General features: G+C 61.9%; 11 protein-coding genes. 3 read left to right on the top strand and 8 right to left on the bottom strand.

Annotated features, from left to right (window positions below; genetic code table 11):
- The 7 genes from LQE90_RS00520 to LQE90_RS00490 all read right to left on the bottom strand — a co-directional run bounded on the left by LQE90_RS00520 (position 1) and on the right by LQE90_RS00490 (position 8,626).
- A complete protein-coding gene (locus LQE90_RS00520; RefSeq protein WP_114566073.1) occupies positions 1–1,089 on the bottom strand; it encodes a hydrogenase large subunit in 1,089 nt (362 codons plus the stop codon).
- Position 1,090: 1 nt separating this feature from the next.
- A complete protein-coding gene (locus LQE90_RS00515) occupies positions 1,091–1,774 on the bottom strand; it encodes an NADH-quinone oxidoreductase subunit C (protein ID WP_216528491.1) in 684 nt (227 codons plus the stop codon).
- Position 1,775: 1 nt separating this feature from the next.
- Positions 1,776–2,219: an NADH-quinone oxidoreductase subunit B family protein gene (locus LQE90_RS00510; RefSeq protein WP_114566071.1), complete on the bottom strand. Its 444-nt coding sequence runs from the start codon at positions 2,217–2,219 to the stop codon at positions 1,776–1,778.
- Positions 2,220–2,232: 13 nt separating this feature from the next.
- Positions 2,233–3,120: an NADH-quinone oxidoreductase subunit H gene (locus LQE90_RS00505; protein ID WP_114566070.1), complete on the bottom strand. Its 888-nt coding sequence runs from the start codon at positions 3,118–3,120 to the stop codon at positions 2,233–2,235.
- An 18-nt stretch (positions 3,121–3,138) separates the two neighbouring features.
- Positions 3,139–5,052, bottom strand: coding sequence for an NADH-quinone oxidoreductase subunit 5 family protein (locus LQE90_RS00500; RefSeq protein ID WP_181792511.1), 1,914 nt, complete (start codon positions 5,050–5,052; stop codon positions 3,139–3,141).
- Positions 5,053–5,287: 235 nt separating this feature from the next.
- A complete protein-coding gene (locus LQE90_RS00495) occupies positions 5,288–6,736 on the bottom strand; it encodes an MATE family efflux transporter (RefSeq protein WP_216528490.1) in 1,449 nt (482 codons plus the stop codon).
- 306 nt (positions 6,737–7,042) lie between these two features.
- A complete protein-coding gene (locus LQE90_RS00490) occupies positions 7,043–8,626 on the bottom strand; it encodes a YfcC family protein (protein ID WP_114566067.1) in 1,584 nt (527 codons plus the stop codon).
- A 230-nt stretch (positions 8,627–8,856) separates the two neighbouring features.
- Between LQE90_RS00490 and LQE90_RS00485 the strand changes: the two genes are divergently transcribed.
- From LQE90_RS00485 to LQE90_RS00475, 3 genes are all read left to right on the top strand, one after another.
- Complete coding sequence (locus LQE90_RS00485; protein WP_114566066.1) at positions 8,857–9,828, top strand: helix-turn-helix transcriptional regulator; 972 nt, start codon at positions 8,857–8,859, stop codon at positions 9,826–9,828.
- A 147-nt stretch (positions 9,829–9,975) separates the two neighbouring features.
- Positions 9,976–10,470 carry an RNA polymerase sigma factor gene (locus tag LQE90_RS00480; RefSeq protein WP_216528489.1) on the top strand — a complete coding sequence of 165 codons (495 nt, stop codon included), beginning with the start codon at positions 9,976–9,978 and terminating at the stop codon, positions 10,468–10,470.
- On the top strand, positions 10,460–11,557 hold the full coding sequence (locus tag LQE90_RS00475) for a DUF4179 domain-containing protein (RefSeq protein ID WP_216528488.1): 1,098 nt from the start codon (positions 10,460–10,462) through the stop codon (positions 11,555–11,557). The genes LQE90_RS00480 and LQE90_RS00475 overlap by 11 nt, the downstream gene beginning before the upstream one ends.
- A 56-nt stretch (positions 11,558–11,613) precedes the next feature.
- Here LQE90_RS00475 and LQE90_RS00470 read toward each other — a convergent pair whose 3' ends face one another.
- Positions 11,614–11,865 carry a GlsB/YeaQ/YmgE family stress response membrane protein gene (locus LQE90_RS00470; RefSeq protein WP_216528487.1) on the bottom strand — a complete coding sequence of 84 codons (252 nt, stop codon included), beginning with the start codon at positions 11,863–11,865 and terminating at the stop codon, positions 11,614–11,616.
- Positions 11,866–11,928 lie beyond the last annotated feature (63 nt).

The following is an 11,928-nucleotide window of genomic DNA, read 5'->3' as shown; positions in this document are numbered from 1 at the left end:
CTACCTTTCCGTGCAGCTGATGCAGGGGTCGATGGTCAGCACGATCATGTTCACGTCCGCCAGGTCGCAGCCCGCGAGCGCCGTGGTCATGCCGGCCAGGTTCTGCGACGTTGGCGTGCGCATGCGCATGCGCTCCAGGTTCTTAGAGCCGTTGCCGCGCGCGTAGTAGTAGCATTCTCCGCGCGGCTGCTCCACCACGTTGGCCGCTTGCGACCCGGCCGCCGGGGCGCCCTTCACGTCGACGGCGATCTCGCCCGCAGGAATTTTGGCGATCATCTCCTCGATGATGTCGATGGACTGCAGCACTTCGAGCGCGCGCACCTTGACGCGCGCGTAGCAATCGCCCTGGCCGTCCAGAATAGGCTGGAAATCGGACAGGTACCTGTACCCGCCGCCACCGAGCATGCGAGCGTCGTAGTTGACGTTGGATGCGCGGGCGAAGGGGCCCACCATGCTCTGCGCAAGGGCGTCCTCGTGGCTGATGTAGCCCACGCCCACGGTGCGGTTCTTCACCGACGTGTCTTTGAGGAACGCGTTGCACAGCTGCGCGTAGTCGTCCTTGATGCCCTCGAGCACGCGACGCATCTCGGCGAACTGGGCGTCGTCGATGTCGCGGACCACGCCGCCCACCTTGACGACCGAGAAGATGACGCGGCCGCCGGTGGTCTTCTCGAACACGTCGAGCACGCGCTCGCGCAAGCGCCAGCAGTGCATGAACAGGCTCTCGAAGCCGAATGCGTCGGCGGCAAGGCCCATCCACAGCACGTGCGAGTGGATTCGGCTCAGCTCGTGCCAGATGACGCGCAGGTACTCGGCGCGCGTGGGAATCTCGACGCCCATGAGCTTCTCGACGGTTTCGGCGTAGCCCATGGAATGCCCGAAGGCGCAGATGCCGCAGATGCGCTCGGCCACGTAGATGAACTGGTTGTAGTCGCGCGTTTCGACGAGCTTCTCAAGACCGCGGTGGATGAAGCCGATCTGAGGGATCGCCTCGATAACGGTTTCGTCCTCCACCACCAAATCGAGGTGCAGCGGCTCGGGCAGCACCGGGTGCTGCGGTCCGAACGGGATGACGGTCGCCTTTCCCATGCTACTCACCTTCCTTTCCCGCTGCCTCGGCGTCGGCTTTCGCCTTCTCGCGCGCAGCCTTGGCCTCGAGCGCCGCCTTGACCTTAGCGGCCTTTTCGGGATCGAGGTCCTTCAACTTGTCTTCGGCTGCAGCCTGCTTGGCTGCAGCTTCCTTCTTGGCCTTGGCCTCCATGGCGGCGCGCACCTTCGCGGCTTTTTCGGGATCCATCCCGGCCAGCTTGGCCTCCATGGCCGCCGCATCGTCGGCAGCAGGCTTGTCCCCCGCCGCCGCCTTCTCCTTGGCGGCTTTCGCGGCCGCGATCTTCGCAGCCTTCTCGCGCGCAGCTTTCTGCTCGGGCGAGATGATGGTCATGGGCTCCTTCTGCGAAACGGCGTAGAAGTTGCCGCCGAAATCGATGGCGATGCCCTTGATGTCCACGCCGAACAGGTCGTGCGTCTCGTTCTCGAACACGAACGCGGCCAGGAACTGGTCGGTGATGCTGGGAACGACCGTGCCCTTCTGCACGCCCTTGATCTCGTAGTTGACCAGCAGGCTGTCCTTCATGAAGGAGTAGATGAGGTCGATGCCGTCATCGGTGTTCACTGCCAGCAGCTGCACGAAGCGCCAGCCTTCGGCCTTCTTCTCGGCCGCGAGGGCGGGCAGGCCCTCGACGGTCAACGGGATGAACTCGGTTGCAAGCGTCATGTCACGCCCCCTTCTTCTGCGCCTGGAGCGCCTTGGACTTCTCTTCCAGGATACCCAGGCCCTGCACCACGGCGTCGATGATGGCTTCGGGGCGCACAGCGCAGCCCGGTGCGTACACGTCAACCGGAATGGCCTGGTCAACGCCGCCGATCACGTTGTAGCAGTCATGGAAGATGCCCGCAGAGCACGCGCAGATGCCGCAGGCGATGACCACCTTCGGCTCGATCATCTGGTCGTAGATCTCTTGCACTACCTTGATGTTCTGCTCGTTCACGCTGCCGGTGACAAGGAAGATGTCGGCGTGCTTGGGATTGCCGGTGTTGATGATGCCGAAGCGCTCGACATCGTAGCCCGGGCAGAGCGCGGCCAGCACTTCGATGTCGCAGCCGTTGCAGCTGGAGCCGTCGTAGTGGATGACCCAGGGTGATTTGGTTGCATACGTCATAGCTGCAGCTCCTTTACAGGTACGCCAGGACCGCGATGTTCACGCCGCCCGCCACGAAGGCCACGATCCAAGCCGACTTGAGCATGAACTGCCACTTCACGCGGGCGAAGTTGTTGTCGATCCAGATCTCCAGGAAGTACACGAGCAGGGCCACGACCACCGCGAGCAGGATGGACAGCGGGTTGCTCCAGACGAAGAACAGGCCGGTCCAACCCAGGAACAGGATGTTCTCGCACCAGTGCATGACCTCGACCTTGGCAAGCGTCTTGCCGCTCATCTCGGTGGTGATGCCCTTGACGATCTCCTGGTGGGCATGGTGGGAGTACGACAGGTCGAACGGAGACTTGCGCAACTTGATGGTCAGCACGAACAGGAAGCCCAGGAACACAAGCCATATATTCGTGATGACGGGCGCGTCGAGCAGCAGGGCGCCGGCCGAGCTGAACGTGCCGATGGGACCGATCAGGCTGGTGGACATGAAGAACGCCACAGCCATGAACAGGATCATGGGCTCGTACGCCATGACCTGCAGCATCTCGCGACCCGCGCCGATTTCGGCATAGGGGCTGCGCGTGGAGTACGCGGCCACGATGAAGAACAGGGCCGACAGCGTTATCACGAACACGCTCATCAGCAGGTTGCCGCCGGAGAAGAAGATGCCGCCGGCAATGAGCGTGAACACGAGAGCGCAGGTCACGTACGTGCCCTCAGTGGAGTTGACGGACACGTTGTCCTTCTCGATGAGCTTGCGCACGTCGTAGTACGGCTGCAGCAGCGGAGGGCCTACGCGTCCCTGCATGCGCGCCGAGATCTTACGGTCGAGGCCCGCGAGCAGACAGCCCAGGATGGGAGCCAGAATGGCGAAGGCAAGGGTGCCGATGAGAACGAAAAGCAAAGACATGTCGAATCACACCCTTTCCTAGAACAGTCCCGGAACGGCCACGGCCGAAGCCGCGAACGCCACGATGATGACGACAGTGCACAGCGCGGTGCCAACCGGAGAGAGACGCTTCTCGCCGAAGTAGTCCTCCATGTACCAGTTGCGCGCGGTTGCCGTGGATTCGCCCGACAGCGAGTTGCGGAACGTGCGCGCCTCGTTGTCGCGGCTCACGCCGGCAAGGTAGATGTCGGCCTTCTTGGCTTTGCTGCGACCCAGGCCCGCGAACAGCACCACGACCACGAGCGCCGACAGGATGGAGCCGATCCACAGGTTCGTGGTGGAAATGTCCTGGCCGATGGTCCCGAACACGCTGTAGACGTACGGATCGATGACGGTCCAGGAGATCACGGGCAGGCCCACGCAGCACAGGATGACGAGCACGGCCATGACCATGATGGAAACCCACTCGCTCTTATGCACGCTGACCTCGACGTTCTCAGGCTGCGCGGCAATGCCGGAAAGCTTGCCCAGCCATTTCGCCCAGAACATGAACGTGGCGGCCGAGCCGAACGCCAAGATGATGATGAGCGCCACCTGGCCGGTTTCGGCGAACGACACGAGCGTTGCCCATTTGGCGATGAGCATGCCGAACGGAGCGATGAACATGACCATGATGCCCAGCATCATGAAGCGCGCCAAGCGGGGCATGCGCTCGAACAGAAGGTCCATGTCCTCGATGTCGCGGCTGCCGATGTGGTGCTCGGCGGTGCCGACGCACAGGAACAGCAGCGATTTTGCAATAGCATGGAACAGCACCAGAAACGATGCGGCCCACACGGCCTCGGGGGTGCCAACGCCGGCGCACGCTACGATCAGGCCCAGGTTGGCGATGGTCGAATACGCCAGCACGCGCTTGGCGTTGCTCTGCGAAATGGCCATGCACGAGCAGAACAGGAACGTGAAGCCGCCCACGAGGATGACCATGACCGCCGGAACGGGGCATGCCATCATGATGGGAGCCAGCTTGATGAGCATGAACACGCCGGCCTTCACCATGGTGGACGAGTGCAGCAGCGCCGAGGTGGGCGTAGGCGCCACCATAGCGCCCAGAAGCCAGGTGTGGAACGGCATTTGAGCGGCCTTGGTAAGGCCCGCGAACGCAAGCGCGGTCACCGGCAGGGCCACCATCGCAGGGTTCTGGATGCCGATCTGCAAGAACTCCAAAAACGACAGCGTCTGGAACTGGATCGCCATGACGAACAGCGCCACCAAGAAGGCGATGCCACCCAGAAGGTTCATGATGATCTGGCGAAACGCGTTCTTGATAGCCTCTTCCGTACGGGTGAACCCAATGAGCAAGAACGAGCACACCGTGGTGATCTCCCAGCCCGTGAACACCCACATCATGTTGTTCGAGAACACGATCAGGAACATGGCGGACAAGAAGGCGAACATGAGCGCGAAGAACATCGGTCGGCGGTCCTTGGCGCCTTCAGGCTCATGCGCCTGGAAGTCTTCCATGTACCCGAGCGCGTACACGCAGATGCCGGAGCCCACCACGCCGATGATGAACGCCATGAGCAGCGACAGCGAGTCGAGGTACAAACCTTCGGTCACCAAGATGTCATGGGCGAACCCGAACTCGAACACGAGCGACCCGACCACCTGCACACCGGCCAGGACGCATGCCCACACGTTCTTGTACTTGATGCCGAAGTACAAGATGACGACCGCGATAAGCACGCTGATCGCCATGCACGCGTAATCCGCCACGGGCGAGTAGAATTCGTACGTTATCCACGGAGCTCCTAGGTAGGCCACCACCAGCCACACGGACACCAGTCCGATGACCAGGGCCGAGGCTCCCACAATCACGTTTCTCGCTCGATTGTTGCGCACGACCAACAGGACGCCTGCAACAACCAGCGGGAAAAGGATTAAAAACCCGAGCATAGCCACGTAACTTCCCCCTTCACCTTTACCGATTGCTTGCGAACAATAAAAGCGACCCGTGTCGCTTGCCTAGCACTCTATCAAAGAAAAGCAGGGAGGTCGTATCTAGGGCCGCGTCGGGGGCGTTTGCTCGGTAAAAGGGCGTTTTGGGAAAACGGCGACAGCGCAAGCGGCAACACGTCTTAGGCGAACGGTTTCAGGGAGCCGCACAGGGCGCCCGCCCCCTGAAAAAACCTTACCCTTCCAGCGTGCGCAGCCGCTTCATCTCGAAGAACAGGAACAGCGACACCAGCAACGTCGAGGTGATGTCCGACAAAGACGGCGCGAACCAAACGCTTTCCAGCGGGGTGATCGGCAGCACGGACGGAAGGAATACCGGGCAGAACACCAGCAGCGGTATCAAGAACAGTATCTGGCGCGTCAACGTGAGCACGGTGGCCTTCACGGCTTGCCCCGTTGCATCGAAGTAGTTCGACCCAATAGCCTGAACAGGCAAGATGGGAACGAACACCAGGTACAGCACAAGCGCCCACGCGGTTTCGGACAGGTAGGCTTCCGGCAGGCCGAACAGATGGGCGTACATGTTCGGCGCAACGATGACGGTCAGCCACAGCGGCACGGTGATGGCCACGCCCATGAGAATGGCCTGCCCCAGCACGCGCTTCATGCGCTTGAACTTGCGCGCGCCGTAGTTGTACCCGATGATGGGCTGCGCGCCCATGGCAATGCCCATAGCCGGCATGAACGTGAACAGCCCCACGGCGGAAAGCACGCGCATGATGGCCAGCGCACCGTCCACGCCCAGAGGGTCGGAAGCGCCGTAGAACACGAGCAGGTTGTTCTCGACGGCCGACGACACGGCGAAGCCCAGCTGCATGACGGAGGGGGCCACGCCGAGCGCGCAAATGCGCAGGGCGAGCCGAGGCCGAAGCTTGAGGGACGGCACGGTCATGGGCATGGGCGAGCTCTTCTTCAAGAAGAACTGCATGACGAACAGGGCCGACAGAGCCCACGAGCACACGGTGGCAAGGCCCGCGCCGCGCATGCCTCCATCCAAGACAACAATGAACAGGTAACCGAAAACCACGTTCGCGCCGGTGCCCACCAGCATGGATCCAAGCGCACGGTTCGGATGCCCGGCAGTGCGGATGAAGTTGTTCATGCCGAACGCGATGAACTGAAGGGGGCAGCCCGCCACGATAACGACCATGAAGTCCATCGCCAGAGGCAAAACGGCGTCATCGGCGCCGGAGTAGCGCAAGACCGGCTCGAGCGCGAACGGCGCCACGATCCAGAGCACCGCAGCCGCGATCAGCAGGAGCACGAAACTGTTCCCCAGCACCTGTCGGGCGACGTCTTTTCGGCCCTCCCCCAGCCTGATGGCGGCAAGCGCGTTGCCGCCGACGCCCACCAACATGGAAGCCGCCACCATGGCGGTCATCATCGGGGTTGCCACCGTGGTGGCGGCAAGGCCGTCCGCGCCCACGGCATGGCCCACGTACACCGCGTCGATGACGTTGTAGAGCATCTGCACGATGACGCCCACCACGGCAGGCACGGAAAACTCCAGGAGCAGCTTGAACGTGCTCTCGGTGCCCATGCGGTCGATCTTGCGATCCGCCGATCCGGCGCTTTCGCAGAGCGAGGGCGCCTCCGCGCCCGATTCATGTACGGTCTTGCTCATAGGTGCTCGTCGCTTTCGATAAAACGACCACGTATACGCCCGGACGATCTGGGCGTATACGTGGTCGATAAACGTTCCGGGTTGTCCCGGCTAACGGGATCTCGGCTGCGGAGCTTCCTCGAAAGGGCTCGACGCATCGAGTCTCGGGTCATCCCGAGCAGGCATCAGTATACGGGAACGAACTTTGTCCGACAACCCGGCCGAGCGCAGGAAAACGGCCCGGCGAAACGCTGCCGGGCCGTGACGAATATCGGGCGCGCGTACCGTTGTCCGACAGTTGCGAAGCGCCCGCGGATGTGCGTTGGATCACGCGCTGTACATGAGGACCTGCGCAACCAGCAGGATGCCGCCGAACACGAGCACGAACACCACCATGGGCCACACGAACTTCAGCCACTTCGAGTACTTCATGTCCAGCATGGTAAGCGTTGCCAGCACCAAGCCCGTTGGCGCAAGGTAGAGCATGGCGTACTGGCCCCACTGGTAGGCGCACACGACCACCGAGCGAGGGATGCCCACGGTGTCGGCCAGCGGCGCCATGATGGGCATGGACAGAACCGCAAGACCCGACGACGAGGGAACCACGAAGCCCAGGAAGAAGAACACGAGCATCATGACGATGATGAACACGGGCCCCTGCATGCCCTGCACCAAGCCCGAAGACCAGTGCAGAAGGGTGTCGGAGATGAGCCCCTGCTCCATGATGAGGTTGATTCCGCGCGCCAGGCCGATGATCAGCGACACGCCCACCAAGCTGGACGCTCCGTTGATGAAGGCGTCAACCACCTGCTTCTCGGCTATGCCAGAAAGGAACATGATGATGATGGCAATCGCCAAGAACGAGGCCGCCATCTGGGGGAACCACCAGCCTTGGCTGACGACGCCCCACACCATGATGGGAAACGCTATCACGAACAGCACCAGGATGGTCTTCTTGCGAAGCGTGAACCCGCTTTCCTTGGCCTCTTCGGTCTCGCCCGCTTCCACGTTGTAAAGCTGCGCGAACTTCTCACGATCTTCGTACGTGTAGGAAAACGTAGGGTCGGCCTTGATCTTGCGGCTGTACCAATACAGGTAGCCGATGACCACGAGCGCGCCTACGATGCAGCCCGCCACGCGCCATTCGATGCCCTGTGTGAAGTTGATGCCCGCCGCGTTCGATGCGATAACGACCGAGAACGGGTTGATAGTCGAGAACGTCGTTCCCATCGACCCGGCCAAGAAGATGGCGCCCACGCAGATGATGGAGTCGTAGCCGAGCGCCAGGAATATGGGCACGAGGATCGGGTAGAAGGCGACGGCCTCCTCCTCCAAACCGCAGGTGGTGCCGCCGAGCACCATGAGAACGCTCACCAAGAACACGAGCAGAAACTCGCGTCCCTTCGTCTTCTTGGTGAGAGCCATGAGACCCGATTCGAAAGCACCGCTGGCGTTGACCACGCCGATAAGGCCGCCGAGCACCAGGATGAACACCATGATGTCCGCCGCTTCGATGGTTCCCGACACCATGCTCACCGTGATGTCGGCGATGCCCTTAGGCTGCTGTTCGAGCTGTTCGTAAGTGCCCGGAACGGAAATGGGCTTGGATAGCGCGCCCGACGTGAATTGCTCGATGTCGATGTTCACGCCGATCTTGTCAAGCTCCTCTTGCGTGGCGGCCACTTCCGTGACCTGCTTCTGAGGACTAGTGATCTGCAGCACGTTGTCATCCGCGTTGTACGCGAGCTTCGCGTACTGGCCCGCGGGCACGAACCACGTTGCAGCTACCGCAACAATAGTGAGCGCGAACAGGATGGTGAACGCGGTGGGAAAGCTGAGCTTGCGGCTCTTCTTCGGCTTTCCCTCGCGCTGCCCGACGGATCGGGCGGGTGCAGTCGCTTCCGTCGACATGGGGACCCCTTTCGTAGGCATTGGACCTTGCTGCGGCACATGATGTACCGTCGGCGCTCATCCGAACAGGTATAACGCGGGGATATAGGCGGGTATAATTCGGTAATACACCCAAAGGACGATGCTCGATCAGGGCTGATGCAGCGGGAGTTTGCGCGCGCAGCGTTGCGGCATAGCCTATACTGTTGCCATTCTGCTCGACCGAGGTGGCCGACGATGGAGAACGCTTTATGGACATGGGTCTCGTGCTTTTCTACTACACGCTGTTCGTGCTGCTTGCCGTGATTCTGACGGCGGCGGCGTGTCTTGCCTCGTATTTGGTTTCGCGAACGAAAGCGCTGCTGTACGCGTTCTTCGGCTTCCTGTTCTACTTCTTCGACGTCGCCTTGGTCTTTCAGGACGACTTCATGATGCGCAGAGCCGCCGACGTGCTGTCCACGCCGTTTTTCATCGGCAGCCCCGCCGCGTCCATCGTCATCGGAGGCGGAGCGTTGATGGCTTTTTGGCTGGTGGTGTGCGAGTACATCGAGGAGCGCCGGCTGTTCGCGCAATGGATTCCGGGAGCCGCTTTCGTGCTGGGAAGCATCGCGGTGCTGTTGTTGGTCGAAGAAGGGAACGTCCAGGAGTTCCTCTTCTACAGCATGCGCGAGCTGATGATGTACTGGATGCTGGCCTACGTTGCCGTGATGTACGTGGGCGCGCAGGACGAGGTGCTGCGCCTCCGCATGCGCCGGTTCCGCAAGCTCTACCTTGCGCTGTGGATCCTGGTGACGCTCGTGCTGCTGGAAAACGTCACCTTCCTGCTGGTCATCGGACCGAGCATGGTGGCCGACGGGCTGTTCCCCTTCCTGCCGCAACGCAACTTCGCAGAAAACCTGCTGGTTCTTTGCTGTGCGTTCGTGGCATGCCGCGGATCATGGAAGAACCTTTCGCTGCGCCATGCCGACCCGCCCACGCAAGGCGGAGACTCGCTTCAAGCGTTCATCGAGCACAACCTGGGCGCGTACAGCGCCGCGCGCAACCTGTCCAAACGCGAGGAAGAGGTTTTGCGGCTGGTGCTCTTGGGAAAAGACAACCAGAACATCGCCACCGCCATGAGCCTGGCGCCCGGTACCGTGAAGGTGCACATGCACCATATTCTGCGCAAGACGGGCAAAGCGAACCGCAAAGAGCTCATGCAGGATTTCTGGGAGTTCTCTTAAACCCTTCGGGAGCGCGGAATCCTCAGCGCGTCTTCTCGAAATCTTTCGCGCGGGTGTCAGGATTCGCGCATCTCGTTCGTATTGTCGGTGAAGCAGCGTTGCCGCCCGGCGACGATCGGGCCCACACGACAGGAAGCGAACCGGATCATGGACAAAAGACGGCCGGCGCAAGCCGAAGCCGAACGGCTAGTGGACGCGTACGCGGACCTTATCCTGAGGTTGAGCTACACGTACCTGAAATCCACGCACGATGCCGAGGACATCTGCCAAAACGTGCTGTTCAAGCTCATGAGCCGCACGGATCCCTTCGAAAGCGCCGAGCACGAGAGGTCCTGGGTGATTCGCGCCGCGGCGAACGCCTGCAAAGACGTGCTGCGCAGCGGGTTTCGGCGAACGTCGGCGCCGCTTGACGAGATGGCGGACCCGCCCGCGCCCGAACTGCCCGAAAGCAACGTGCTCGACCAGGTCATGCGGCTGCCGCAGAACTACCGCGAAGCCATCTACCTGCATTACTACGAGGGATATTCCCTGAAAGAGATAGCAGAGATGACCGGACGCAGCGAATCGGCCGTAGCGGCGCACGCAAGCCGCGGCCGCGCGAAGCTGCGCGCCATGTTGAAGGAGGAATCCGATGAACGATGAGCTTCGACGCGCACTGGACGACCTGCGATTCTCCGACGACGAGAAAGCGCGCTTGGCACGCAACCTCGCGGCCGCCTGCGAAGAACCCGAGCGCTCGGGGAAGCGCGCCTTCGCAGCCTCGGCGCAACCCGGTGGAAAGCGGACCCGCCGGACGATCGTCGCCGTAGCGGCTGCCGCGTGCTTGACGGCTGCGATCTGCGGCGGCGCGCACGCATCCGGCGCGCTTTCGAGCATGGAAGACGTGTTTGACGACGTGTTCGGGGGGCCTCCTGCGCAAACCGAGGTGATCGACAAGATAGGGCGTCCGCTTGGCGTAAGCGCCACGACGAACGGCATTACCATCACGGCCGAGGCGATCGTAGGGGATGCGCGCAGCTACGCGCTGGTGTTTCGCGTCGAGAAAGACGACGGCACGGCGTTCGAAGGCATCGAGCCTCTCGAAAACGGTCTGCTGCCGCTCTGGTTCGAAAACGGCTCCATGCTGCATGTACCGGGCTTTACGGGAAGCGGAGGCAGCTCCAGCTTCCACGATCCCGATCCCGCCGACAACGCCCTTCGATTCGTGCAGCGAATGACCGTGAACGCCTCCGACGGCACCATCGCGGGCAAGACGGCGCACGTCGAGCTGAGCGATCTCTGCGCGCTCGGTCCGGAAGGCGACAGGCGAATGGTGGCCGAAGGGACGTGGAAGATGAAGTTCGCCATCGACTACGAGGACACATCCGTCGCCCTGCCCGCCGGGCAGGCGCTCGACGTCGACGGCATGGACGCCACCGTCGAGGCGATCTCCCTTTCTCCCCTTTCGCTTGCCGTGGACTACACGGTGCAAGGGGCGATCGGGCGACACGAGGGCGCTTTCGAGCAGGATCCCGCAGCGCGGTCCGAGGAACTGGATCGATTCCGCGACGTGAGGATGACGGTGCGCCTGAAGGACGGAACGTCGATCGACGCGTCCAACGCCGCAAGCAGCATGCGCGAGCAGGGTTCGGCCACGGCATGCAGCAAGACGTTCATGTTCGATGCTTTCCTCAACCTTGACGAGGTGGCGTCGGTCACGATCGGGAATGCGGAGGTTGCCTTTCCGTAGGGCGGCAAGCCCCGCGCATGCGGCCCGCCCGCTCTGCGAGGCGGACCGTGCTTTTGCTATGACTTCTTTCCCGTGATCAGGTTGATCGCCGCCAAAAGAACGATGGACCCAATCAGCGCGACGACGAACGACCACACGTTGAGGCCGGTGAACCCCGCTTGCCCGAGGAAGTCCATGAGGAACCCTCCGACGAGCGCGCCCACCACTCCGGTAACGATGTTCTTGAGAAAGCCTCCGTCGGTTTTCATGATGAGGCTTGCAATCCAACCCGCCAGTCCGCCGATTACTATCCACACGATGACGCTCATGATCGCTCCTTTCCATCGACTGCACCATAAGCATAGGAAAGGCAGGGGGCGACCGCCCGTCAA

Origin of the sequence: Paraeggerthella hominis (assembly GCF_021044775.1) — a bacterium.
Classification (GTDB): Bacteria; Actinomycetota; Coriobacteriia; order Coriobacteriales; family Eggerthellaceae; genus Paraeggerthella; species Paraeggerthella hominis.
This window is presented reverse-complemented; position numbering and strand designations above follow the sequence as displayed.

What these genes read in the sequence shown, in the direction of transcription:
- LQE90_RS00495 (WP_216528490.1), bottom strand. Translation starts at nt 6,736, where the DNA reads ATGAGCAAGACCGTACATGAATCGGGCGCGGAGGCGCCCTCGCTCTGC.
- LQE90_RS00515 (WP_216528491.1), bottom strand. Translation starts at nt 1,774, where the DNA reads ATGACGCTTGCAACCGAGTTCATCCCGTTGACCGTCGAGGGCCTGCCC.
- LQE90_RS00480 (WP_216528489.1), top strand. Translation starts at nt 9,976, where the DNA reads ATGGACAAAAGACGGCCGGCGCAAGCCGAAGCCGAACGGCTAGTGGAC.
- LQE90_RS00470 (WP_216528487.1), bottom strand. Translation starts at nt 11,865, where the DNA reads ATGAGCGTCATCGTGTGGATAGTAATCGGCGGACTGGCGGGTTGGATT.
- LQE90_RS00500 (WP_181792511.1), bottom strand. Translation starts at nt 5,052, where the DNA reads ATGCTCGGGTTTTTAATCCTTTTCCCGCTGGTTGTTGCAGGCGTCCTG.
- LQE90_RS00475 (WP_216528488.1), top strand. Translation starts at nt 10,460, where the DNA reads ATGAACGATGAGCTTCGACGCGCACTGGACGACCTGCGATTCTCCGAC.
- LQE90_RS00505 (WP_114566070.1), bottom strand. Translation starts at nt 3,120, where the DNA reads ATGTCTTTGCTTTTCGTTCTCATCGGCACCCTTGCCTTCGCCATTCTG.
- LQE90_RS00485 (WP_114566066.1), top strand. Translation starts at nt 8,857, where the DNA reads ATGGACATGGGTCTCGTGCTTTTCTACTACACGCTGTTCGTGCTGCTT.
- LQE90_RS00520 (WP_114566073.1), bottom strand. Translation starts at nt 1,089, where the DNA reads ATGGGAAAGGCGACCGTCATCCCGTTCGGACCGCAGCACCCGGTGCTG.
- LQE90_RS00490 (WP_114566067.1), bottom strand. Translation starts at nt 8,626, where the DNA reads ATGTCGACGGAAGCGACTGCACCCGCCCGATCCGTCGGGCAGCGCGAG.
- LQE90_RS00510 (WP_114566071.1), bottom strand. Translation starts at nt 2,219, where the DNA reads ATGACGTATGCAACCAAATCACCCTGGGTCATCCACTACGACGGCTCC.